At 47.4% G+C, this 25255-nt stretch carries 22 protein-coding genes; 9 read left to right on the plus strand and 13 right to left on the minus strand.

Features of this window, described 5'->3' with window-relative positions; translation table 11 throughout:
• Nucleotides 1-83: 83 nt before the first annotated feature.
• The 3 genes from C5O19_RS17775 to tilS form a co-directional block, all read right to left on the minus strand.
• The gene (locus tag C5O19_RS17775) at nt 84-1019 is read right to left on the minus strand and encodes a D-2-hydroxyacid dehydrogenase (protein ID WP_104714741.1); all 936 of its coding nucleotides are present in this window, start codon (nt 1017-1019) and stop codon (nt 84-86) included.
• A gap of 126 nt (nt 1020-1145) precedes the next feature.
• Nucleotides 1146-2333: an aldose epimerase family protein gene (locus C5O19_RS17780; protein ID WP_104714742.1), complete on the minus strand. Its 1188-nt coding sequence runs from the start codon at nt 2331-2333 to the stop codon at nt 1146-1148.
• A 92-nt stretch (nt 2334-2425) separates the two neighbouring features.
• A complete protein-coding gene (tilS, locus tag C5O19_RS17785; RefSeq protein WP_104714743.1) occupies nt 2426-3766 on the minus strand; it encodes a tRNA lysidine(34) synthetase TilS in 1341 nt (446 codons plus the stop codon).
• Between the two features lie 29 nt (nt 3767-3795).
• Here tilS and C5O19_RS17790 point away from each other — a divergent pair, with 29 nt between their 5' ends.
• The 3 genes from C5O19_RS17790 (at nt 3796) to C5O19_RS17800 (ending at nt 8098) form a co-directional block, all read left to right on the plus strand.
• Nucleotides 3796-5406, plus strand: a complete 1611-nt coding sequence (locus C5O19_RS17790) for an OstA-like protein (protein ID WP_165796053.1) — start codon at nt 3796-3798, stop codon at nt 5404-5406.
• A 168-nt stretch (nt 5407-5574) separates the two neighbouring features.
• The gene (locus C5O19_RS17795) at nt 5575-6201 is read left to right on the plus strand and encodes a T9SS type A sorting domain-containing protein (RefSeq protein ID WP_104714744.1); all 627 of its coding nucleotides are present in this window, start codon (nt 5575-5577) and stop codon (nt 6199-6201) included.
• Nucleotides 6202-6376: 175 nt separating this feature from the next.
• The gene (locus tag C5O19_RS17800) at nt 6377-8098 is read left to right on the plus strand and encodes a D-alanine--D-alanine ligase family protein (RefSeq protein WP_104714745.1); all 1722 of its coding nucleotides are present in this window, start codon (nt 6377-6379) and stop codon (nt 8096-8098) included.
• A 75-nt stretch (nt 8099-8173) separates the two neighbouring features.
• On the opposite strand, the gene C5O19_RS17805 is transcribed toward C5O19_RS17800, so the two are convergent.
• A complete protein-coding gene (locus C5O19_RS17805) occupies nt 8174-9127 on the minus strand; it encodes a hypothetical protein (RefSeq protein ID WP_094814999.1) in 954 nt (317 codons plus the stop codon).
• Between the two features lie 399 nt (nt 9128-9526).
• Here C5O19_RS17805 and C5O19_RS17810 point away from each other — a divergent pair, with 399 nt between their 5' ends.
• Both C5O19_RS17810 and C5O19_RS17815 read left to right on the plus strand, forming a co-directional pair.
• The gene (locus C5O19_RS17810; RefSeq protein WP_104714746.1) at nt 9527-11284 is read left to right on the plus strand and encodes a phospho-sugar mutase; all 1758 of its coding nucleotides are present in this window, start codon (nt 9527-9529) and stop codon (nt 11282-11284) included.
• Nucleotides 11285-11360: 76 nt separating this feature from the next.
• Nucleotides 11361-11807: a GreA/GreB family elongation factor gene (locus C5O19_RS17815; protein WP_104714747.1), complete on the plus strand. Its 447-nt coding sequence runs from the start codon at nt 11361-11363 to the stop codon at nt 11805-11807.
• 81 nt (nt 11808-11888) lie between these two features.
• Here the strand turns inward: C5O19_RS17815 and atpH are convergent, their stop codons facing one another.
• The 6 genes from atpH to C5O19_RS17845 form a co-directional block, all read right to left on the minus strand.
• Nucleotides 11889-12428, minus strand: a complete 540-nt coding sequence (atpH, locus tag C5O19_RS17820) for an ATP synthase F1 subunit delta (protein ID WP_104714748.1) — start codon at nt 12426-12428, stop codon at nt 11889-11891.
• Between the two features lie 48 nt (nt 12429-12476).
• A complete protein-coding gene (gene atpF, locus C5O19_RS17825) occupies nt 12477-12971 on the minus strand; it encodes a F0F1 ATP synthase subunit B (protein WP_104714749.1) in 495 nt (164 codons plus the stop codon).
• 143 nt (nt 12972-13114) lie between these two features.
• Nucleotides 13115-13372: an ATP synthase F0 subunit C gene (gene atpE, locus C5O19_RS17830; protein WP_102201216.1), complete on the minus strand. Its 258-nt coding sequence runs from the start codon at nt 13370-13372 to the stop codon at nt 13115-13117.
• 72 nt (nt 13373-13444) lie between these two features.
• A complete protein-coding gene (gene atpB, locus C5O19_RS17835) occupies nt 13445-14509 on the minus strand; it encodes a F0F1 ATP synthase subunit A (RefSeq protein WP_104714750.1) in 1065 nt (354 codons plus the stop codon).
• Between the two features lie 12 nt (nt 14510-14521).
• A complete protein-coding gene (locus C5O19_RS17840) occupies nt 14522-14896 on the minus strand; it encodes a hypothetical protein (RefSeq protein ID WP_094814987.1) in 375 nt (124 codons plus the stop codon).
• A gap of 87 nt (nt 14897-14983) precedes the next feature.
• Nucleotides 14984-15193 carry an AtpZ/AtpI family protein gene (locus C5O19_RS17845; protein WP_094814985.1) on the minus strand — a complete coding sequence of 70 codons (210 nt, stop codon included), beginning with the start codon at nt 15191-15193 and terminating at the stop codon, nt 14984-14986.
• 159 nt (nt 15194-15352) lie between these two features.
• Here C5O19_RS17845 and porW point away from each other — a divergent pair, with 159 nt between their 5' ends.
• Together porW and C5O19_RS17855 are read left to right on the plus strand one after the other, a co-directional pair.
• Nucleotides 15353-17470, plus strand: a complete 2118-nt coding sequence (porW, locus tag C5O19_RS17850; protein ID WP_165796054.1) for a type IX secretion system periplasmic lipoprotein PorW/SprE — start codon at nt 15353-15355, stop codon at nt 17468-17470.
• A gap of 6 nt (nt 17471-17476) precedes the next feature.
• Nucleotides 17477-18049 carry a Crp/Fnr family transcriptional regulator gene (locus C5O19_RS17855; RefSeq protein ID WP_104714752.1) on the plus strand — a complete coding sequence of 191 codons (573 nt, stop codon included), beginning with the start codon at nt 17477-17479 and terminating at the stop codon, nt 18047-18049.
• 583 nt (nt 18050-18632) lie between these two features.
• On the opposite strand, the gene ettA is transcribed toward C5O19_RS17855, so the two are convergent.
• Nucleotides 18633-20300: an energy-dependent translational throttle protein EttA gene (gene ettA / locus C5O19_RS17865; RefSeq protein WP_104714754.1), complete on the minus strand. Its 1668-nt coding sequence runs from the start codon at nt 20298-20300 to the stop codon at nt 18633-18635.
• A gap of 87 nt (nt 20301-20387) precedes the next feature.
• Here ettA and C5O19_RS17870 point away from each other — a divergent pair, with 87 nt between their 5' ends.
• Together C5O19_RS17870 and C5O19_RS17875 are read left to right on the plus strand one after the other, a co-directional pair.
• Complete coding sequence (locus C5O19_RS17870) at nt 20388-21689, plus strand: DUF349 domain-containing protein (protein ID WP_104714755.1); 1302 nt, start codon at nt 20388-20390, stop codon at nt 21687-21689.
• 149 nt (nt 21690-21838) lie between these two features.
• Nucleotides 21839-23179 (plus strand): S41 family peptidase, encoded by a 1341-nt coding sequence (locus C5O19_RS17875; RefSeq protein WP_104714756.1) that lies wholly within the window; start codon nt 21839-21841, stop codon nt 23177-23179.
• Nucleotides 23180-23288: 109 nt separating this feature from the next.
• On the opposite strand, the gene C5O19_RS17880 is transcribed toward C5O19_RS17875, so the two are convergent.
• Nucleotides 23289-23924, minus strand: coding sequence for a porin family protein (locus C5O19_RS17880; protein ID WP_104714757.1), 636 nt, complete (start codon nt 23922-23924; stop codon nt 23289-23291).
• Nucleotides 23925-24183: 259 nt separating this feature from the next.
• On the minus strand, nt 24184-25125 hold the full coding sequence (fcl, locus tag C5O19_RS17885; RefSeq protein ID WP_104714919.1) for a GDP-L-fucose synthase: 942 nt from the start codon (nt 25123-25125) through the stop codon (nt 24184-24186).
• Between the last annotated feature and the right edge of the window lie 130 nt (nt 25126-25255).

Below are 25255 nucleotides of genomic sequence, written 5' to 3' on the forward strand. Positions count from 1 at the left end.
AAAATGCTTCCTTAATCGGCTGTAAACGAAGGCTTGGTGGCCCATTACACCGAAAAAATGAACCATTAGATCACACCCTTTTTCTAATAGCCTTTCTGCGGATCAATGATATTTTCAAGGGGCTCATGGGATAAAAACTTGTGTAGATTGCTGAGGAAAACATCGATTAGATCCTTGAATTCCTCGGCGTATCCGCCACCTGAATGCTGGGAAAGAATCACATTAGGGCAATCCCAAAGCGGATGGTCATTGGGTAAGGGTTCCTGCTCCGTTACATCCAATACGGCTCCGGCAATATCACCGTTGAGTAGTGCCTGTACCAGAGCGGGTTCATCCACCGTTGAGCCGCGTCCCACGTTGGCGAATACCGCCGACGGATGCATATGGGCAATCATTTCTGCCGAAACAAAACGGGCCGTTTGCTCCGTACCCGGTAGCGTATTGATGATGACTTGAAATTCACCGATGCCTTCGATAATCGCCTCGGGGGTACGAAAACGGGCTTCCGGATTACTGCGGCCAAAGAAGGCAATCTCGCAATCAAAGCCACTGAGAATTTTACGGCAGGCCTGGGCAATGCTGCCCGTCCCCAGGATCAGGACTTTTTTCCGGCGAAGCAGGCTCATCTCCATGCGTAGCGATTGACCTACCCATTCATTACGACTGCGGAGAATACCCAGCCAGTCCATTTTCCGGTAAAAAGCCAGTACGCCACCCACGGCAGTTTCCGCACAGGGTTGAGCGTAAAAACCCTTCATATTCGTGAGTTGAGCTTCGCTTTTCAGGTTCTGATACTTATCAAATCCTACGGAATGAAGCTGTACCCAGCGAAGATTTTCGGCTGCTTCGAGCAGTTCAGCCGGCGGATTTCCGAAGACAATTTCGGCTTTTTTGATGTTTTCTGCCCGCGTTGCCTCGGTAATGTCAATTTCAAAAACCGCGTCAATGGATTCAGGCAGTTTCGATAGAAAATACTCTTTTTCTTCGGCCCGTACGGGAAGTTGAACGTATAGATTCATGATCGTGTAGCAAATGAAACGTAGATTCCGTTAAAAAACTCACTCCAAGAAACGAAACAAAACGACGCGGAGGGTACCTAAAGCGTCATACTTCAGCACCCTCCGCGTCGTAGCAATGAGGCAATCTTATTTACGAACCGAGAAACGGTATTCCGTCGTCGAGGTATACGTCTGCCCTGGTTTCAGTACCGTCGAGGGGAAAGTAGCCTGATTAGGCGAATCTGGATAATGTTCTGTCTCCAGGCAAAGGCCAGACCGCTTTTTGTAGTTGACGTTGTTTTTGCCCGTCAGTTTTCCATCCAGGAAATTACCCGAATAGAATTGAACGGCGGGCTCGGTCGTGAGCAGTTCAATGGTGCGGCCCGTAGTCGGCTCGTAGACCATTCCCTGCGATTTCAGGCCCGTACCGGCTTCGTCGAACACCCAGCAATGATCGTAGCCACCGCCGTTTTTGATTTGTTCATCTTTGGTATCGTTAATCCGTTGGCCCACGGCAGTGGCCGTAGTAAAGTCAAAAGGCGTACCTTTTACGTCCTGGAGCTTACCCGTTGGAATCAGGTCGGCACCTACGGGGACAATCCGGCTGGCTTTGAGTTGTACTTCGTGTCCCAGGATATCGCTCGTGCCACCCGTCAGGTTAAAGTACGTGTGGTTGGTCAGGTTAACAACGGTCGGTTTATCTGTGGTGGCCTGATAGTCGAGACGAAGGGCATTGTTATCGCTAAGCGTATAGGTTACGGTCGCATTGAGCGTACCGGGATAACCCTGATCCCCATCGGGACTAACCAGCGTTAACTTTAATCCTACGGTAGAATCCGTTTTTACTTCTTCCGCCGTCCAGACTTTCTTGTCAAAGCCTTCCGTACCGCCGTGCAGCGAGTTTGGTCCGTTGTTGACGGGCAGTTTATAGGTTTTTCCTTCCAGATTGAACTGCCCCTTGGCGATACGGTTGCCGTACCGTCCAATCAACGCTCCAAAGTATGGAACATTCGGTTGACGATAACCAGCCAGCGAATCAAAGCCCAGTACGATGTCACCGAGCTTACCTTCTTTATCGGGCACGTGGATTTCGGTGATAATACCGCCGTAGTTGGTGATTTTTACCACCATACCCTGATGATTCGTCAGGGTATACAGGTCGACGGGCTGATTGTTGAGGGTGCCAAAGGCAACTTTCGTAATCGAAGCAGACATAGTGGAAGCAGTAGTAGAATCTTGGGTAGTGGTAGCCGTTTTTTCGGAAGACTGGCAGGCTGCTAAGGCCAATCCCAGGAGCAGGGTTACACTTCCGAGGCGAAGGAATGAATGAAGCATGGTTACGAGGTTTAGGAAAAGATGGTCAGACGAAATCGCTTTCCAATCGATAGAAAGCAAAACTATCGGCTTTCGGTTAGATACAAATGCATTTATGAAAAAGTAGTTTCTGCAAGAGACTGCTCTGGGTTAATTTCTACCCGTACGGCCGTCTGGGTTTTTTCGGTGATTTTGAACCGTTCATCTACGCGATAGCCCACAATCCAGGCAATCTGGCCCTGGGATTCGAGTACGTACACGCGATCTTTTTCGGTACGGGGCACTTTCTGATTGACCAGAAAATCACTGACTTTCTGCCGTTTGCCGCCCAAACCCAGGGGACAGAACCAGTCCCCCGGTTGCCAAATTCGCAGGGTAAGCGGAAAAATCAGTGCCGCTGCATCCAAATAGGCTACAAGTGGGTTCGCTTTCCAGGAAAAATTTTCCAGGCGTTGCAACGTAAGGCTGAAAAACGGTGTATAACGAATGGCCGGAGCATCCGGAAGGGTTTGTACGGCGTGAGACGATGCTTGCCGAAGTTCCAGCAGCCAGCGTTGCCGATCGAGTATTAGCTCATACCGGGCAGAGAAATACCGGGTGCCGGGCTGAGCCATTCGGTTCTGATAAATAGCCTGACATTGGGGGTAGGAAAAATCGTAGGCCTTGAGCGTTTCAGCCAGTACAAACAGGGGCTCGGGGAAAGCATCCAGCGATTCAAAGGAGAGTTCGTGCGTTTGAGCCACGTGCTGTTGCCAGGATTGCAGTTGCTGGGCGATAAATCGCTCGGCGGCTTCCATGCGGTCGAGGGTCGTGCGAAAGGTACCGAGCAAATTGGGATTTAATTCCTGCAGTACCGGAACCACCTGATGGCGGAGTCGATTGCGACGGTAGGTATCTTTCTCATTGCTTGAATCGTCGACCCATGTTAAACCCTGTTCAATAGCGTAAGCAGCCAGTTGCTGCCGGCTGAAGCCCAGTAAGGGACGAATCAGGGTAGGCGTCTGTGCGGGAATACCACGAAACCCCGCAAGTCCCGTACCCCGAACTAAGTTTAATAGAACGGTTTCCAGTGAATCATTGAGGTGATGAGCCGTAAGAATATAGGTGTAACCCTGTTCCGTTCGCAGGCGTTCGAACCATTCGTAACGTAACTGGCGAGCGGCTAGTTGGGTGGATAAACCTTTCTGACGAGCGATAGTTAGCGTATTAAAGCGTTGGAGGTAAAACGGAACGTTCTGCTGTTGGGCGAGTGTCTGTACAAAAAGCTCATCCCGAACGGATTCGGCTTCCCGGAGTTGAAAATTAACGTGAGCAATGCCGTACGCAAAGCCAGCTTTTCGAATTAAATGGGTTAATACGACCGAATCCAGTCCTCCGCTGACGGCCAGTAACAGCCGATCTTGGGGAGAAAAGAACTTTCGCTCGTTAATGAATGCTAAAAATTCGGTCAGCACGCTTGCGAATGGTTAATTTTGCCATGCAAATGAAACACTGGCAAAGATATATAGTAGGGTTGCTACTCCTGCTTCCCCTATGGGGATGGGCTCAGAATCCCACGCCCGCTCCGGCAGGAAAAGTAGTAGATGTCGATTATTCCGATACGCTCTGGGTAGACCAGACGGTCGGTAATACCTTTCTGCGGGGAAATGTACGCATGCGGCAGGGGAATGTCGTCTTGCTCTGTCATCTGGCCAAGAAAAATGACCTTATCAACGTCGTCGAAGCCTACGGGAATGTAAAAATCATCCAGGGTGACAGCCTTACGCTGACGGGTGATACGGCGATGTACTTTGGCAATACCCGGCAGGCCAAGATTACGGGCCGCGTCGTGACGCTCAATGATAAGGTATCTACCCTGAAAACGCGTAAGCTCGATTACGACATGAATTCGAAAATCGCCAGCTACAATACGGGAGGGACGCTGGTGGATAAAACCAGTACCCTGGTCAGTAAAGAGGGCTATTACAATACGGCTACCAAGCTTTCAGTATTCAAGAAAAATGTGAAAGTGAAGAGCCCGGAGACCGATTTGTTTGCCGATTCGCTGCGGTATAGTACCCTTTCCAAAGAAGCTTATTTTATCGCTCCTACGCAGATTATTTCAAAAAAGAAGAAGCAGGAAGCAGCCAACGATACGCTTTTTACATCCTCAGGTTCGTATAACTTGAATTCGCGGATTTCGAATTTCAGGGGGCGTTCAACGGTGCGCATGCCCAACAATGATCTGACCGGTGATTCGCTATTTTACGATCCCATCACCCAAATCGGTATTGCTCGGGGAAATGTAGTCATGGTAGCCAAGAAAGACAGTGCCATACTGACTGGACAGGTAGGGCGATACTTTGGGAAAACGGGCATTTCGCGGGTGTACGGCGAAGCTTTATTACAAAAATTCTTTGCTAGGGATACGTTATTACTCTCCGCGGATACGCTGATCTCGCAGGAGATCCGCGGGGTTAAAGACACGACTCGAAGGTTAATCGCGGATCGGCACGTATTGATTTTCCGGAGTGATCTACAAGCAAAGTGTGATTCATTGGTCTATAACCTGGCCGATTCACTGATTTCCTTTTATAAAAAGCCGATCCTATGGAATGGCCAGAATCAGTCGGAAGCCGATAGCATTTTTGTCCGTTTAGTAAATAACAAGATGCGGACGATGTATCTCAATCGGCGGGCCTTTATTATTGCCAGAGATACACTGATTCAGTACAATCAGGTGAAGGGCCGACGAATAACGGCGTATTTCAATGCAGATTCGAAGCTTGATAATACACTGGTAGAGGGGAATGGCGAAAGTATTTACTTCGCCAAAAAAGAAGACAGTAAACCCATTGGCATGAATTACGTCCAAGCTTCACGAATGCGGCTTCATTTTAAGGAAAATCAGGTGAAACGCATTGCCTTTGTGGGAAGCCCGGACGGTGTATTAAGGCCTCCCAAAGAAGTCACCGCCGATAACCGAGAGTTGGATGGTTTCAATTGGCGAGCCAAAGAACGACCTACCCGGGAGATGGTTAAACGCTTGCCAGTCAAGCAGGTGAAGCCCACTCCGGTGAGAAAAATAGAACCAACGGCTACCCTGAAAAAGTGAGAAAATTTGGGGAAACTAGGGTAGAAAACATTTGGTATGCCTTTTTCTCTGAGTAATTCACAAAAGTAAATTATTTAGTGTTAATACTTGTTAAAAACTTGGTTATCAAACGTATATGGCTACATTTGCTCCTGCAAAAAGTAGCGATTGCATTTCATACAACAATTTATGAAACACCTTTTACTCTTTCTGTACGGCATTTCAATCGTCCTGTCTTCGGCAGTGACGCTTGAAACGTATGCTCAGGGAGAGCCAAAACGCAGTCGACTTGACATCAAACCAAAGGCAAAATCTGCGGTCGTTCCCCAACAAATGAGTTCTTTTTTCTATCCCAAAGCCGAAATGTCACGGGAGGTAAAATTGAATCGTTCGACGGCCGTTAACGAATATTATCGTACGCTTTTACGAAATCGTCCCAAGTCGTCGGGCTCCCCTAAAACGGATCAACCGCTTGCTCCGCTGGCAGTCGTAGCTAGTGAAACTCCGGCTTCTGAAGAAACCAATGCATCCACGGAAAAGCTGTATATCAGTGATAAAATCACGATTTCCAACTTGTATCCGAACCCGGCTAACGATCATGTAGACGTAGAATACGCCATAGCGGCCCATGCCGGTGATGCGAAAATTACCATTTACAGTCCGCTCGGTATGCAAGTGGCCGATATCATGTTGGATCGGAGTGAACGCAAGCAACGCATCACCACGTCAAACCTTCCCAACAATATTTATTTCTATCAGCTTTCTCAGGAAGGAAGAACATTGATTACAAAGAAACTATTGGTTCGTCATCCCTAGCAAGACTCGAAAAATAACAGGAAGAGCCTTAGAAGAAATTCTGAGGCTTTTTTCGTACCCCTTTAGGAGTGATTTTCGCATTTCTACCGCTAAGTATGTAACATTCTATACGGAGCTCCGTAACTTTCGATTCTTAAGTCAAATCCCATTTTTGTTCCTTTAAAAACTGAATACCTTGTTTAGAATTGGCATTTTCTTCGGTGGCCCGGCTCGCGAACGGGAGATTTCATTTTTAGGTGGAAAGACAACCTATACGGGTTTGGACCGCTACTTGTTCGAGCCCATTCCCGTATTTATTGATGGTCGGGGTAATTTTATCCTGCTCGAAACACAGTACATGGAAGCAGCTTCCATCCGGGATTTCTACCCGCCTCAATCATTCGCTCGTACGGAAGGATATCCGTTTCGTGTATACGAGGAATCGTTGGAATTAACGCCGGAGCAGGAGGATCATATGATCAGTCAGGTAGGTAAACGCATACTGCCTCAGGAATTTAAGCAGTATTTTGATTTTGCTTTCCTGGCCGTACATGGTCCCCAACTCGAAGACGGAGCTATTCAGGGCTTACTGGAGTGGTACGCAATGCCCTATTACGGTTCAGGCCTCATGGGCTCAGGTATTGGTATTGATAAAATTACCCAGAATCAACTCATTCAGCAAACGGTTGGCTTGAACAAGCGACTTTTTTCGCTCAGTAAATCGGAATGGGATGAATTTGACCGGGAAGTACTTTTTGAGCAGGTTAAACAGAATGTAGGATTTCCTTTCGTGTGCAAAGCTCCGCACCAGGGTTCGTCCATCGGGGTGTCCTTCATTCGTAAAGACAGCCAGGAAGTATTCGAAAAAGGCGTACGGCAAAGCTTCTTTCAACAGGAAATTCGCCCCGATGAATGGGTTTACTTAAGTGATGAAGAGAAGGGAGCTTTCTTACAACGCGTCACCAACCTAGATGAAGGCATCGCCTTTCCGCTCACGCTCAATGGCGAAACTACCATTGCCCACCCGGCTGATCTATGGAAAGCCCTTGACGAGCAGTTTGCGGCCCAGTACTGTACCGTTATACTAAGTTCCATTCACGCCGAGGACGCGGTACTCTTCGAAAGTTTTGTGTACGGACAGGAGTTTAGCTGCGGCGTAATTCAGGATTTTGACGGTTCTCCGCTAGCGCTGCCTCCTTCGGAAGTAATTAAAGCCGATGAGGATACGGTTTTTGATTTTGCCACGAAATACCTGACCAATACGGTACGCAAAGGGATGCCCATTCGTACGAGTCTGGAAAATAATCAGGAAGTACATCGGATGGTAAAAGAAACCTTCCGCTTGTTGGGCTTCGGTGTTTGTACACGCATCGATGGTTTCCTGACGCCCGCTGGTGAAGTATTGCTACACGATCCGAATACCTTGCCAGGGATGTCACCTAGTTCGTTTATTTTTAAGCAAATGGCCGAAATTGGGTTAAACGTCACCGATTCGCTCACGTATTTTATCCGCTTTTCTATTCGTGAACGCATCCGTACGGGTAAATTCACGACGCTATTACGGCAACAACTAGCCCGCCTTGATGAAGCCATTGAGCAGCGTACGGCAGGTCTTGCCCAACGTAGCGTTCAAACTATTGCCTTCGAGGCTACGGACGAGTCCTATGAGCTGGCTAAGAAGCTTTACAATACGCTAACGGCTTCAGCTGATTATCGTCCTGAAATTCTTTATACGCATTCGGACGGTCGTAAGCTAATCTTGAATGCGGCTTTCATGGCCAAACCTTCTATTGCTGATCTGGAACTCTCGCTGAGTGAGCCACTACATCCGCTGATTGAAGAATGCCGAATTAATGCGGCCGCGGTAACAACGTTCTTAACGGGGGAGCTGGTTCCGGCCGTTATCGCAGTTGCTTAAGGTTCGAGTAAGAGATACAAAAAAATACCGCCCGAAACCCGGGCGGTATTTTTTTGTACAGCTATGATAATCGAATTATCTTACTACGAATTCGCCTTGACCGATTTTGAATCCTTCGGCGTACAGCTCAACGTTATATTTTCCTTTTTTGTACTGCTGACCACGCGTATACAGCATTTCAACAACGGGCCGATTGTTAGAGTATTGAATCGACTGTTTGTAGGTATACTGCATGTCACGGCCTTGGAAAGAGAAGATGCCTGAACCCGTTTCGGTATCCGACAATACAGCACCTTCGGGATCAACTACACGCATCATAATGTCTTTCGATTCCTCTTTCGTCAGCGGGTTGGGAGCCAGCGTAAAGGCTACTTTAATTTTATCTACGCGTTTGCCTTTGTACTCGTTCTCATCATTTGAGCGAGTCTTGCCTTTTTTATTAACGGCCAATACACGTACATTCTCAGCCCGAAGTGCGGAACCAATGGTTACTTTATCGGCTAACTCCTGGTTGCTGGTACGAAGCGTACTAACCGAGTCACTATACGAACGACGGGTGTTATCCAAGTCCGTACGGATCGTCGTGTTTTCCTGGGTCAATTGTTGGTTCTGATTCGTTAACTGACCATTTTCTTCCTGCAAGCGGGCAATTTCTTCATCTTTTTGGGTCAGAATTGCCTCATATTCTTTAATCTTCTTGGTATACTTGGCAATCGAAACATTCTTGGTTTTTAACAAAGAGGCTTTGTCCGCTTCGAGTTGCACTTTAAGTTTTTGTAACTCTTCGATGTTACCACCTAACTGTTGTACTTGAGCAATTTTAGCATCCAATTCTCTAGAGATGGAGTCCAGACGGCTGTGCGTGATAGCCAAGTCCCGGGCCTTGATACTAATTTCAGTCGATTGCTTATCGGTTTCCGTTTTCTCCTGGAACAACAAGAAACCTAATACACCTGAAATGGCCAACATTACTGCAAAGGCAGCTCCCCAAATTCCGCTAGATGATTTGTTTTGATTCGTAGTCTCCATAGTTATACGCTATTACGATGGATAAAGGGTTAAAAATGAAATTCAACAAAAAATATGAGTGCGTAAAAAAGAGGACGATGAACTCCGGCTTTTTACACGTTACTAAAATCTGGTGCAACGAGGCCCTAACATTTTAGTAAATAAGTGGTTAATGTAATGGGTTGATTTGTAACTGATTCTCATTTCATATTAACGAGATTTTAATAATGGCTGGATTTGTAAAGCCGTAAATTTTTTCGACGAAATGTACAAAGGCTTGTTTCACAAGTAAAATTCCCCGTAAGATTGTACTACTATTTAGTAAGCATTTTAGTAGTAGAATTCTTTTTTACTCCGTGGTGCACAGAATTTTGTAGTTTCCTCGTACATCTTAATTTTTTATCAACTTTAACTACCTATATGTCAACCGGTCTCGACGCGATTATCCGCCAGAAAGTACAGAATTGGGTTTCTGGGAACTACGATGAAACAACCAAAACAGCGGTTCAGAAACTGCTGGATGAAGAAAATGATACGGAATTAACCGATGCCTTTTACAAAGAATTGGAATTTGGTACGGGTGGTTTACGTGGCTTGATTGGCGTAGGCTCAAACCGTATGAACAAATACACGGTAGGGGCGGCTACGCAGGGTCTGGCTAATTATTTGAAGAAAAGTTTTCCCGGTCAGGAAATAAAAGTAGCCATCGCTCACGACAGCCGGAATATGTCCCCTGAATTTGCTCAGGTAACGGCGGATGTCTTCTCTGCGAATGGAATCAAAGTATTTCTCTTCAAAGAACTGCGTCCAACGCCCGAGCTCTCGTTCACCATTCGCTTGCTGGGTTGCCAGAGTGGAGTAGTCATTACGGCTTCCCACAACCCGAAAGAGTATAATGGGTATAAGGCGTATTGGAACGACGGGGCTCAAGTGGTGGCTCCGCACGATAAGAATATCATCGCGGAAGTCAATAACATTCAATCCGTTGACGACATCAACTTCCAGGGAAATCCGGATTTGATTGAAAAAATTGGTGAAGAAGTCGATGAAAAGTATCTGGAGCAGGTGATTACGAAGAATGTAGTAAATCCTGGCGTAATCGAGCGGCAGAAAGACCTTAAAATCGTGTATACGCCGATTCACGGTACCGGTATCACGTTGGTGCCGAAAGCCCTGGAAAAGATTGGCTTTACCAATGTAACGATCGTTGAAGAGCAGGCAACACCGGATGGAAATTTCCCTACAGTAGTGTATCCGAATCCCGAGGAAACGGAAGCGATGACTCTGGCCATGAACAAGGCCAAAGAAATTGATGCGGATCTGGTGATGGCAACCGACCCGGATGCGGATCGCGTAGGTTCAGCCGTAAAGAATGCCGATGGCGAATGGCAGCTACTGAACGGGAATCAAATGGCTAGTTTGATTATCTTCTATCTGTTACGGGCCTGGAAAGAAGCGGGTAAGTTAACGGGTAAGGAATTCGTAGCGAAAACCATCGTAACGACGAATCTGATCGATAAAATGTGTGATCGGTACGGCGTGAATTGCTACAATACTCTGACGGGCTTCAAATACATTGCGGGAGTAATCCGTGATCTGGAAGGACGCGAACAATTTATCGGTGGTGGAGAAGAAAGCTACGGTTATCTGATCGGTGATGCCGTACGCGATAAAGATGCGATTGCTTCCTGCGCTATTATTGCGGAGCTGGCTGCTTACGCGAAAGACCAAGGGCTGAGTCTGTTTGACATGCTGACCGAGATGTACATGGAAAACGGCTTCTACTACGAAGGACTAATTTCGCTGACGAAAAAAGGAAAAGAGGGAGCCGAAGAGATTCAGCGAATGATGAGCGATATGCGCAACAACCCACCCGCTGAAGTGGCCGGATCAAAGCCCGTTACGATTCTGGATTATCAAAACCTGGTATCTAAGGATGTAGCAACGGGTCAGCAAACACCAATCGCGGCGGAAATGGGCATTGAAAAGTCAAACGTAATTCAACTGATCTTGGCGGATGGTACGAAGGTATCCGCTCGTCCATCGGGTACGGAACCTAAAATCAAATTTTACGTATCCGTGAATGCTCCGTTGGAAAAACCAGAAGATTTTAATACGACGTATGATTCCCTAAAAGCGAAGGTAAAGCAGATTCAGGAAGACCTGGGACTGAAATAAGCCGACGTTTATTTCTTAGGAAAGAAGGGCTGGTGAGCATTCTCATCAGCCCTTCTTTAGCTATACTACATCAGCTATGCATAAAACTACGATCATCGAACGCTTAAAGTCACTGCTGGATGAAAAAGTGAGTATTGCCTGGAATGCCATGCAGGCGGCTCAGGCTTCCGCCAATGAAGAAAGTAAGAGCTCGGCGGGCGACAAGTACGAAACGGGCCGGGCAATGGCCCAGAATGAGCGGGATCGCTACGCCCAGCAATATGAAATCCTACGGCAGGAACGCTTACAGCTCGAACGTCAGGAACTGACTGCTCGCTACGAACGCGTGGAATTTGGATCATTGATTGAAACCTCTGAGGGCTGGTTTCTCATTGCCATCAGCGTAGGTATTGTACCCGTAGATACCGAAAAAGTAGTTGTGATTTCACCCGGATCACCGATTGGGAGTCAGTTACTAGGTAAGCGGGTAGGGGAGCATTTCCAGTTTCGGGGTAAATCCTGTTCCATTCTACGAATCGAGTAAAACCAAAAAAAACCCGCCAAGTGGCGGGTTTTTTCTAACTGTATGCAAACAGGTAAAAAATCAGAAATAACTGGTACTAAACTAACTTTGAGCAAATTGAATTTTTAAATCATTCAAGCGACTCTTAATCGAATTATCAATCTGATTATCTCCTACCCGAAGTAAATAACCCCCAATCAGGTTGGGGTCTACGGTCTCCGACAGTTCAATCATCTTGCCCGTCTGTTGAGATACCACCGCTTTAAATTGAGTCCGCTGGGCATCCGTCAGGGGTGAAGCTGTCGTAATATGGGCTACCTGGATTCCTTTTAGCTCCTGATACTGTCGGTTAAATTCCCGAGCTACAGAAGGTAGAATAGACTCCCGATTTTTTTTCGTAATGATTTCAAAAATCGAAAACGTTACTGGGCTCACACGGGACTGAAACAGAGCTTTCAAAATTTCCAGTTTCTTCCAGTGTTTAACGATAGGACTGTTTAAAGCCAATGCAAAATCGCGGTTGGTTTGGCAAACCTGCGTAAACAACTGCATATCTTCCTGTACTTTATCCAGCACTCCTTTTTCCTGAGCCAGCCCGATCAACGATTTGGCATATCGAAACGCTACGCTTTGGTCAGACATAGTGATAATACGTATTTATAACGACGGCTTTGTCGCCGTAGTACGTAATTAGTTCAATTTGGCGTCTTTCAGCCAATCATTCACAAGAGCTTCCTGCGAAGTCTTGTCAGATAATTCGCGACGAAGTACCTTTTCAGCAATCTCCAGAGCGATCTTCGAAGTCTCGCCTTTCAGCTTGGCTACTGCAGCAGCCTGCTCTTCACGGAAGGTCTTGCGAGCCTTTTCGATTTCAGCTTTGGCTTCCTGAGCGGCTTCATTTTTTGCCGTGGCAATCATTTTCTCAGCCGTCTGGCGAGCCTGTTTCAGGATCGCGTCGCGTTCGATGATGGCATCGGCTTTGGCCCGATCGTTATCAGCTTTAAGCTGAGCCATTTCGTTACGCGTTTTCTTAGCGAGTTCGATAGCGTCTTCAATCGACTTTTCGCGTTCGTTCAGGCTCGACAGGATGGGTCTCCAGGCATATTTGCCCAACACGAAAACCAGGAGCAGAAAGAAAACCAATTGCCAGAAAATCAGACCAAGACTCGGGGTAATTAAGTCCATGACGTTGGAACTAGTTTGGGTTGAAAAATCAAATAGCGGCGAATGCCTATTTCTTTGTTTGTTTCACTCAGTGAGAAGAACATCGGGCCCGGTCACCTAATGCAAGCCGGGCCAGATGTCAGAATTTCGGCTCGAGGTGTGAATTACTTCACAGCTACGAGAAGACAGATTACCGCACCGAACAGGGCAACGGCCTCTACGAAAGCAGCTACGATCAACATCGCACCTTGTACTTTTCCAGAAGCTTCAGGCTGACGAGCGATAGCTTCCATGGCAGTACCACCGATACGACCGATACCCAGACCTGCACCAATAGCAACTAAGCCTGCACCGATTGCCGCACCAAGGTATGCTAATGAAAGTCCACCTTCTTGAGCAACTTGTAAGAGAGTAGTCAACATGACTGTTTTATTTATTAAAGTGAAACAAAGAATGTATTTAAAAAAGACTGTAAAGCGCAAGCAAAAACGCTATTAATGATGATCATCGTGGTGATGCTCTTCAACGGCGGCTCCAATGTAACTGGCCGTAAGAACGGTAAAGATATACGCCTGTAGCACCGCTACCAGCAGCTCGATCATCGTCATGAATACCGTAAAGGGACCTACGATTACACTCAAAGCCGCTGACTTGAAAATGAAAATCAAGCTCAGTAAGCTCAGCAGAATGATGTGACCGGCCGTAACGTTCGCAAAAAGACGAACCATCAGGGAGAAGGGTTTCATCATCATCCCTACAATTTCAACGGGCGTCATCACGATCAGCATCCATTTCGGTACACCGGGCATGGCGAAAATATGCGTCCAGTAGGCTTTGCGACCGTTGAAGTTTACCACGATAAAGGTCAATACGGCCAGCGTAAGCGTTACGGCGATGTTACCCGTTACGTTAGCGGCACCCGGTAACAAACCCAGCAGGTTGTTAATCCAGATGAAGAAGAAAACCGTTAACAGGTAAGGCAAGAAGCGACGGTAGTGCTTTTCGCCAATATAGTTTTTAGCTACTTCATCACGAATAAAGATGATGAAGGGTTCCAGAGCCGATTGCAGACCCTTGGGAGCTTTACCCTGACGCTTGGCGTAGCCACCTTTCACGATCGAGAAAATGGTGATCAGGAGCAGCACGCTAATGATCAGCGACATGACGTTCTTGGTAATGGAAAAGTCATAAACGTGTGACCCGTCTTCTGACGTAAAATGCTCATGATGTAAGTGGAATCCATCATGCTCGCCTGAACCATGGTAAAACGCGTTCGAGGAGTAAATGTTGAGGCCCCGGGTAGGCGTATACAGAATAACCGGAAGCGGAATAGCAAAGTGTGATTCGCCAATCGTAGCCAGGTGCCACTGGTGCTCATCGGCTACGTGGTGAAGAATCGTTTGACCAGGGTTAAATTCTTCCGTTTTTCCATGCTCATGGGTAGCTTCTGCATGGCCTTCGTGCTCGTGCTGAGCAAAAACGACTTGCGAGCTAAAAACAGAAAGAGCAAAAGATAAAATACTGATTGCAAAGACTTTAAACGATCGATTGCGGCTCATCACGTAGGGATTTCAGGGCTTTTTCTCCGAAAAGTGCCGCAAGTTACTATACACGCCCGCAATTTCAAAACCTGTGAAAAATAAATAGAGTACAAAAAATTGAAGAATGAAGTGCTTGATGGCAAGGGTACCTAGAAAAAAGTAGACTATTAGGAATACAAAACTCAAAATCATCCGCAATACCATGCTGCCCAGGTAAAAGTTAACGAATTTGTCGCCATTGTCCGCTAATCCCCATTTGACAAGCCGATAATTGAGAAAACCCAGGCAGGCAAAAAAGGCCAGCATATCCCAGCTATCGGGATGTATCCAGGCCTGAAGCCCCAATCGAGGAGCTAGAAAAAATACAATTCCTACGAGAAGTACGGGCAGCAGGGTTCGCCACATGTTGGGGTTTGATTAATACCAGCCTGCAAAGGTAAGGCTTTGAAAAAAGTTCTCCTACCGCTTTTCCAGGTTTCAATGGCTGAGTTTTTAGGTTTTGGGTAGCCCCCGAATGAGAGAAATCAGGGCGGCTGCAATAAAAAACAGCGAACAGCCAATGGTAAACCAGGGCGTTTTTGTACCGACCCATTCGTCGAGCTTCAGCCCTAAAAAAACACCTACGCCAATCGTGACCAGCATTTGCATGGCCAGACCCGTATACCGGATGTAGGGATTAAAATTCCGTTCTTCATTTTCCATAGGATATGCGGCTAGCGACTTATCTCAATTTTTTGAGAGGAATTTACGAACTTGGCATAAAATATGAGCCTAATTCCACGTTTTTAGGTTCGACTCTGCGTTTGATCCATGCCAACTCCATTGTACCGTTATAGCTTTCTAGTACTTTTTTTGCTCGGGATGATTAGCTGTACCCAGCATTCCACAGCCCCAGCGAATGTGGCTTTTCACAACCTAACTTCCAAGTACAACGCCTTATTACAGGCTCAGGAACTGCTAGGGGAAGCCAATAAAACCATTTTTGCCAACCGACGAGATAACTACGCCGCCCTGCTTCCGGTTTTAGTACCGATCGATTCGCAGGCGGCTTTGCTGGTAACTAATGAACTGGCTTCAGTGATTAAAAAAGCTTCGCTGGTAGCGGAGCGGCACCAGAATGCCAAATACCTTGACGATGCGTATCTGGTACTCGGGCAAGCCCGCCTGCAGCAGGGAGACATTCGCAACGCCATTGAAACCTTCAAGTATATCAATACGAACTATCCCGATGGCAACGCTCGCTCCGCAGCTTTGATCGGACTCATGCGGGCGTATACGGAGGAAGGCGAGTATAACGTAGCTCTACGCGTGGCGGATGTGGTGCGTAATCTGCCCTTATCCAAAAGCGAAACGCTGGCGTATTACCTGACCAAGGCCTATTTACACCAGCAACGTCGGGAATATGCCGTAGCCGCTGCGATTCTGGAAGAGAGTTTACCGATGATGCCTAAAAATGATAGGAAGGCTCGGGTGTACTATGCATTGGGGCAGTTGTACGAACTAACGGACAAGCCAGCCAAGGCCATGAGTCAATACGCGGCCGTTCAGCGGAACCGGCCTAATTACGATCTGTCGTTTTATGCTCGACTGAACTCGCTGCTCAATCAGCCTAATCAGGATCCCAAGGTGAGTTTTAACCGCATGCTACGGGATCGTAAAAATGCCGATTTACAGGACCAAATTTATTTTGCCATGGGGTCCTACGAAGAACGGCGGGGCCATATTCGGGAAGCTATTCCCTACTATAAAAGAGCCGCCAGTCTGGCCGCTCAGAAACCGGAACAACTAGCGGCGGTCTATCTGCGGATTGCGGATTTGAGTTACGACCCGCTACAGGATTACGAAAGTGCTCAAATGTACTACGATAGCACGGTACAACTCAGACCTCGCAATCTGGGTAATCTGGCCCAGATTACGGAGAAAAAACGGGGGCTTGATCAGTTTGTCATGCATTTACGAGTCATCAAAACGGAAGACAGCCTGCAAAAACTGGCGGCAATGAATCCTACCCAGCTGGACAAGTACCTGGAAAAGGTGGTAAGCGATCGTCAGGCCAAGGAAGCCGCCGAAAAACGACTGGCCGAGGAAAAAGCTGCCCGGGCCCGGCAGGAACAGATGCTAGCGGCGTCGGGTATTCAGCCGGATAATGTGCAGGCTTCCAGTGTCTGGTACTTTTATAATCCTAATTCGGTACAACGGGGTAGACAGGAGTTTCAGGAGAAATGGGGTACCCGAAAGTTGGAAGATAACTGGCGGCGGGTAACGAAAGAAACCTCCCTAACTTCGGATAATTCGAACATCACCGCTGTACGCCAGCCAGGAACTGGGGACCCTTCTAATCCACAGGCTACTCAGGCAGTTTCGCCCTTACAGGCCGAAGTCGAGAGTATGAAAAAGACGATTCCGTTTACGCCGGAAGCCCTGGATGCTTCGCGTAAGAAACAGGAACTGGCCTATTTTGAACTGGGCAAGTTGTACCGGTTGACGCTGAATGAAAATCAGAAAGCCATTCAAACCTTTGAGCAATTACTGACGCTCTTCCCCCAAACGCAGTACGAATCCGAGACCCTGTATTTACTCTACCTGGCTACCGAAGGAACACCCCGGCAGGCGGAGTACAAAAATCGCCTGTTCCAGAAATTCCCGGATTCCTATTATGTCCGTCTGATCAATCGTAGTAGTCTGACCCCATTGACGGCAGGGGCCGAATCGGAAGCCCAGAATCTGTACGCTCAGGCCTACGAAACCTACCGTCAGGGCGATTATACGAATGCCTTATCCCAAACCGAGCGTGGATTACAGGCTTACGCGGGAAATGCACTCGAAGATAAATTCGCCTTGCTGAAAGCGATGCTAATGGCGAAAACGCAAAATGCGGAGGCGTACCGCAAGGCTCTCAATGATTTTATTCAGAATTATCCCGGAAGCAATCTGAAACCGATGGCGGAAGAAATGCTGACGGCAGCCAAAGGAAAATAATTCGGTATGCAATCGTTTGAGGCCTACGTTTCGCAACTCACACCGGATTTGCCGGATGCAGAAAGGCAGGCCATCGCTCAGATTACCCATCGACAAACGTTTGCCAAACGTACGTTGCTCTTGCGGGCGGGGGAGGTGTGTACGCACTTTCATTACATCGAACGAGGGCTGGGAAGGGTATTCTATTACCGCAACGATCAGGAGATTACGGCCTGGTTTGGTTTTGAAGGCCAAATCATCAGTGCGATTGATAGCTTTTTTACCGGTCAGGTCAGTGAGTACTGGATCGAAATGCTGGAAGATTCGCAGATCTGTAGTATCTCAAACACCCATATCGAGTGGCTCTTCGCTCAACACCCCGCTACCGAACGACTGGGGCGATTGATGATTACCGAAAATTATCTGCGACTCGATGAGCGTATGAAACTTTTTGCTTTTCATACGGCGGAAGAACGGTATGCTCTCTTGCTTGAACAATTTCCCGCTATTCTACAGCGAGTACCCTTGCACTTGATTGCCTCGTACCTAGGCATTACGCAGGTAACACTGAGCCGGATTCGGGCTTCGTATCGGCCGTAATTTTTTAACAATTGTAAAAGCATACGTGGTGTGTAAGATAGAGTTTTGTGCAAAACAAGACCTTTCCTTTATGCCGAAGGCGTACGCGTTTAACCCTCTTCAACCGAAGAAGGTACGGTACCTGAGAAGCACCGATGGGCTACTCAAATGGATTCAACTGCTGTGTACCCTGAGTTGTCAGACCTTTAATTGTCTGGGAGGATTAGCTTATTATCCTTTGTTCTATAATGAAATAGGATTCCCTATCTCTTATTTAATGCCCTACTTTCCCGAAGAGTGGCCGATGATTTTATTCGAAACCATGCTGTACGTGGGAATGATAGTCAGTCAAATTTCCCTGATCAGAACGGGTAGGCTAACGCCCAAACGGATACCCTGGACCCTGGGGTTTCCCCTTAGTTATGTCCTCTATACAACGGTCTTCACGCCTAGCTTTCGGTGTTTCTCGACCTCGACTGGGCTGATTTTGCTGGGGCCTTTACTCGTCTATCTTCTACTACTGGGGTTGCGAATCTATAGCATGTCTCTTGGACCTTACAAAAGTTAGGGGGAATACGTAGTAAGCGTATTCCCCCTAACCTGACTATACCAGTTTTTTGTACTTGATCCGCTTCGGTGTAGCGTCCGTACCCAGACGTTTGCGGCGGTTTTCTTCGTACTCGCTAAAGTTTCCTTCGAAGTAGTATACTTGCGAATCGCCCTCGAAAGCCAGAATATGGGTAGCAATCCGGTCGAGGAACCAGCGGTCGTGGGAAATAATGACGGCACAACCCGCAAAGTTTTCCAGACCTTCTTCCAAAGCCCGCAGGGTATTAATGTCTAGGTCGTTGGTCGGCTCATCTAAGAGCAGCAGGTTCGAACCTTCCTTGAGCATCATGGCTAGGTGGACGCGGTTCCGCTCACCCCCGGACAGGTTCGAAATCTTTTTCTCCTGATCCGAACCGCCAAAGTTGAAACGACTCACATACGCCCGGGCGTTGACCATCCGGCCCCCTAACAGCATCGGGTCGTTACCACCCGAAATGGTTTCGTAGACCGACTTATCCGCTTTCAGGTTATCATGTAACTGATCAACGTAAGCCAATTGAACCGTTTCGCCGACTTCAACCGTACCTGAATCGGGTTGTTCCTGACCCGTCAGTAACTTGAAAAGCGTCGTTTTCCCGGCACCGTTCGGCCCGATTACGCCGACAATCCCCGCTGGAGGAAGCGAAAAGGTTAAATTTTCGAAAAGAATTTTATCGCCGTACGCTTTTGACACCTGATCAATTTCGATGACCTTACTGCCCAGACGAGGACCCGCCGGAATAAAGATCTCCAGTTTATCTTCCCGCTCTCTGACATCCTCGTTCAAGAGGCGTTCGTACGCACCTAAACGAGCCTTTGATTTAGCCTGACGAGCCTTAGGGGCCATGCGTACCCAGTCCAGCTCGCGTTGCAGGGTTTTCTGACGCTTGGACTCCTGCTTTTCCTCCTGCGAAAGTCGTTTCTGCTTCTGTTCCAGCCAAGAGGTATAATTTCCTTTCCAAGGGATACCTTCGCCCCGATCCAGTTCCAGAATCCAGCCCGCTACGTTGTCTAGGAAATAGCGGTCGTGCGTAACGGCAATGACCGTTCCTTTATACTGCCGCAAGTGTTCTTCCAGCCAGAGTACCGATTCAGCATCCAGGTGGTTGGTAGGTTCATCAAGTAGCAGAACGTCAGGCTCTTGTAATAATAAGCGGCATAAGGCAACCCGGCGACGCTCCCCACCGGAGAGTACACCAATCTTCGCATCTTCGGGCGGACAACGCAGGGCATCCATGGCCCGTTCGAGTTTCGTGTCCAGCTCCCAGGCATCTAGGGCATCGAGTTTTTCCTGCACTTCTCCCTGACGGGCCAGTAGCTTGTCAAAGTCTGCATCGGGTTCACCAAACGCTTCATTGATTTCCTCAAATTCCTTGAGTAAACCCACCACTTCGGCAACGCCTTCTTCGACCACTTGGCGAACGGTTTTTTCGGGATCCAACTGGGGTTCCTGCTCCAGCATACCTACTGAATAACCCGGCGAAAACACTACTTCTCCTTGGTAGCTTTTATCGATGCCGGCGATGATTCGCATCAGCGTCGATTTTCCTGAACCGTTCAGACCCAGAATCCCAATTTTGGCACCGTAGAAAAAGGAAAGAGAAATGTTTTTAATGATCGTTCGACTGGGTGGAATTACTTTACTCACCCGAGACATCGAAAAGATTATGGTTTCGTTACTCATTTTTTGTTTTATTTGTTGCTTGAATATCAGCACTGGCAAAAGTAAGGCGTTCAGGACCGTTTGCCCAGTCTCATCCCTCAAAAACCCATGGAGACCACCATCACACCCAACCGCTACGTAGAAGATACCCACGGTTACACAAAAGAAGGAAAAGTTTATCTGAAAGGCTATGCTGGCTATCCCGACCGGGAAATTGGCTACGTACGCAATACAGAAGAGGAAGCGTTAGATTATTTCCGAAATCGATTTCAGTTAGCTCAGCAAAAAGTCATTCAGCTTCACCAGGACGTGCAGGAAGCCCAAAACAAGGGCTCGTACCTGACCAAACTTTTGCAATTACGCAAAAACCTGCTGGAGTTCGACGGCCTTGGCGATTTTCCGCCTTTGCTGGCTATGCTCGATAAGCTGGAAACGTACCTTCGCGAACTGATCTCCTCAAACCAGGTAAAAAATCTGGAAATTAAACGAGCCCTGCTTGAAGAAGTTCATCAGGCCGCTACGGCTATTCCCGATTGGAATGAAGCCACGGACAAAATTCAAGAAATCAAAACCAAATGGCTAAAAACCGGACCGGTCGATAAACCGTATCACGATGAAATCGAAGGTGGTTTCGATCGGATTTCGGATGATTTCTTCCAACGCCGTCGCGAATACTACGCCGAACAAAATCGGATCATTGATGAACGCTTTGATAAACTCGAAGACATCGTTGCCGAGTCGGAAAAATTAATGCGGAGCACGGAGTTTGATGAAGCCTTTGTACGGGTTCGTCAGCTACAGAATGAGTGGAAAACCGTAGGCCCCGTACCTCCCAAGCGGCAAAGTAAACTGTGGAAACGCTTCAAGAAGGCGACGACCATTTTCTTTGATCGTTATAATGCCATGAAAGGCATTACGCCCCGTCCTCGGGTAGACCCCCGTTTACAGGAGCTACAAAATATTGCGGCTGAAGCGGAAACGCTAACCGCATCCGTTCATCAGGATGTTATTTCCAAAGCCTCTGATCGGGCCAAGGAATTGCTGGTGAAGTGGAAAGACCTCGCTCCGAAGGTGAAAACGCTGGACCGGAACGTGGCCGAGAAATTCCGCTTAGCCTGCGATAAAGTATTTGAGTTGAACTACCTGCGTCGGGTGATTGGCTATCGTTATCCGGATTTCGACGAGAAGCCGAAACGTGATCAGCTGAAAATTCAGATTTATCAGATGGAATATCTGGTACGCAAGGAAAAAGGCGATCTGGAACAATACCTGGAGTTTGATGGTCGAATTCGGGCTTATGTAGCTGCTGATAAAGCTCTTTTCCAAAAGGTGAATACCCAGAAGCGGAAAGTAGCCGTGAAGGAAATGCTACTAGTTGAATTCAAACGCGATCTGGAAACCGTACTCTAACGATCCGGCATATTATTTTATCTAAAGAGCCAGTCTTGTGAAAGACTGGCTCTTGCTTTAAAAAGTGCTTAAAATGTAATATTATGGGTTGAATTAGAGTTATCTATAGCTTTTGAGACCAATCCTTATTCCAAAACAATATATTCCGAATGAGAGCACTTCAATACGCCATCACGATCCTACTACTAGGAACACTGGCTTCGTCGTGTAAAAAAGACAATGAAAACGATGGAGCTAAAGCTACAGCGGATGTACGAGACAGCGTTTACCTCTATTCAAAAACCTATTATCTCTGGAACGACCGACTGCCTTCCTTAGCTAGCTTTAATCCTACGAGTTATGATTCGCCGGAAGCGGTCATGGAGAAAGTACGTACCTATAGTCCGTTGGGAACCAACGGCAAAAACCTAGACCGCTGGAGTTTTGCGATGACTAAGGAAAAGTGGGATGAGGTAGCTTCGGGAGCGAGTGGCGACTTAGGCATTAGTTTTGGCTTTGTTGCCGCGAATGATTTACGCGTAGCGTTTGTGTACAAGAACTCCGATCCTGGTAAACAAGGCGTGCAACGGGGCTGGCAGATTACCTCGGTCGATGGTATTACAGCGAACACGGCTAATATAGATGCCCTTTCGAAAGCCCTGTTTAAAGAGTCTATGCAGGTAGCTTTTAAAAAGCCGGATGGTACGACGCAGACCCTAACCCTGAAGGTTACTTCGTATCAGACCAATCCTGTACTGACGCGTACAATCATCAGTCAGAATGGCAAGAAGGTGGGGTATATCGCTTTTAGCAGTTTCTTAGGAGCTACTGCTTCAGCAGAGCTGGACGAAGCTTTTGCCTATTTTAAAGCGAATAGCGTAACCGATTTGATTTTTGATGAACGATACAATGGCGGCGGCCAGGTCGTATTAGCTGAGAAAATAGCCGATCTGATTGTTCCCCGTTCAGCTGCAGGTAAGCTTATGTATAAGGACCAGCACAATCAAACGCTTTCCAAGTATTCGGGTTATAACACAAGTGAGAATTTTAGTAATCCTCTGCCCACGAATAACCTAAACCTAAGCCAGGTGGTGTTTATCACTACCGGAGAAACGGCTTCCGCTAGTGAATTACTGATTAACGTACTCAAGCCCTACATGACGGTGAAGCTAGTAGGGGAGACGACCTACGGAAAACCAGCGGGTTATTACCCTCTTCCGGTTATGAATTATTACGCATTCCCACTCGCCGTCAAGCAAGTAAATGCCAGCAACTACGGTGAATATTACGAGGGACTCCCAGTAGATCGCCAGCAGGCGGATGATGTGACCCGCAACTGGGGGGATCCGCAGGAACTATGCATTAAAGATGCGTTGAGTTTTATTACGACGGGGCAATTCCCGGCTTCAAGCGGAAGGTTAGCTAATTTCAATCCGTATGCCATTCGGGCACATCAGGTTGTGGATTTGCCCGGCGTACTCCTGCGAAAGCCCAATACGCCAAAACTATAAGGGGTAGCCATTTTTAAATAGAAAACCTCCAGGCAACGCCCGGAGGTTTTTTCATTAACCTGAAAGTTATCTGTTGTACTGAAAATAAAAGGACGAGTGGGGGAAATGCTTAAAATTTATATCCTACGGAAAGTTGTACCGTCGAATTGCGTAACTGAACCAAGTCGTTGAAGGACATGTCTGAGTTTTTACTGAATGTAAAGTCTTTATTCAGGTTATTGAAGCCATAATTATAGCGACCCCCTACGACGAAATTACCCGCTTCAAATTCCAGTCCGGCTACGCCATCAACCCCTACTTTCTGGAAGGCGTTATTGTAGTTAATGGCAAACCAGCTATTTAAGCCAATCCGGGCATTGGCCAGGTAACTTACCTGAGGACCAGCCACAATTGATACATTAGGCGTCACGTGAATCTTCGCTAATACGGGTACACTGATCGTGTTCATCGTCACGGAACCAATTCCATTCAAGACCCGAAAGCCCTGACGTGAGTACAATAACTCCGGCTGAATACTGAATTTTTCGGCCACGGGAATGTCCGCAAATAGACCCGCGTGGAAATCCGTCCGTCCGTTGACCAGGTTACCCGGCCGGGGCGATACGATGACATTTGCCAGGTTCACCCCGCCTTTAATTCCAAAGCGAACGCCCTCGGGCTCGCTCGTCGGGCGGTAGCGATAGGACTGGGCATAGGTTACAATCATGGAAAGAACAAAGGCTGAAGTGAAGAATAATTTTTTCATGGCTTATCAGGGAAATACCCGTTTTATTGTTTTCGATGCAAGGTCCGTTAGACGATTCAAAAGTGGCTTTGATTTGAATATTTCAAGAATTTCCTGCGTTAAAGAGTGTTAAGCCATTTCTGAAAAAATGTTAAGGAAAAAAGGGAGTTCTGAAACTGAGGCGCTAAGCGAAAGGAAACGTTTCAAAAGAACCCCAAAAAAGAAAGGGAGTCCATCGATTGATGGACTCCCTAGTCAGAATGAGAAAGGAAAAGCTGCCTTAGAGGACGCGAATTTCTTCGTGCTCGACAAATTTTTCGTATACCTTACGAATCCCTTCGGGCAGATCTACGCGGTGCTTCCAGCCTAAGCCATGCAGTTTGCTTACATCCATGAGCTTGCGCGGCGTACCGTCGGGTTTCTCGGTATTCCAAACCAGTTCGCCTTCAAAGCCTACGGTTTCTTTCACCAGTTCAGCCAGGGCTTTAATCGACAAGTCTTCACCCGTACCCACGTTGACAAACTCTTCGCCATCATACTGTTGCATGAGGAAGTAGCAGGCATCAGCCAGATCATCCGCGTACAAAAATTCGCGTAAGGGCGAGCCCGTACCCCATACTTCCACCGTGGGGGAGCCATTCACTTTGGCTTCGTGGAATTTGCGGATCAACGCGGGCAGTACGTGCGAGTTCTGTAAATCGTAGTTATCGTTGGGACCGTAGAGGTTGGTGGGCATGACCGAGATAAAGTTGCGGCCGTACTGACGACGATACGATTCGCACATTTTGATGCCCGCGATTTTGGCAATGGCGTAGGGTTCGTTGGTTGGTTCGAGTTCGCTGGTGAGCAGGTACTCCTCCTTCAAAGGCTGAGGAGCCATTTTCGGATAAATACAGGACGAGCCCAGGAACATTAATTTCTTTACGTCCGTTACGTGAGCCGAGTGGATGACGTTATTCTGGATCATCAGATTTTCGTAAAGAAAATCAGCTCGGTAGGTGTTGTTGGCCACGATGCCCCCCACTTTGGCGGCGGCTAGAAAGACGTACTCCGGGCGTTCTTCTTCGAAAAACTGCTGAACGGCTTCTTGGTTACGCAGATCCAGCTCTTTCGAGGTGCGCAGGGCGAAATTAGTGAAGCCCTCCTGCTGGAGTTTGCGAAGAATGGCCGAGCCAACCATGCCCCGATGGCCAGCAATATAGATTTTTGCGTTTTTTTCCACGATAGTCAACGATTATAATTGGCGGGAAGAGTTACATTTTTCTGCAAAAAACGAAAACTTTCCTATCTCTGCGTAATTCTTTCGCATTTTTGTATTAGATAATCAGCACGTTAAGAAAATAATTCCCGCA

The sequence above is a fragment of the Siphonobacter curvatus genome (assembly GCF_002943425.1).
GTDB classification, from domain to species: Bacteria; Bacteroidota; Bacteroidia; order Cytophagales; family Spirosomataceae; genus Siphonobacter; species Siphonobacter curvatus.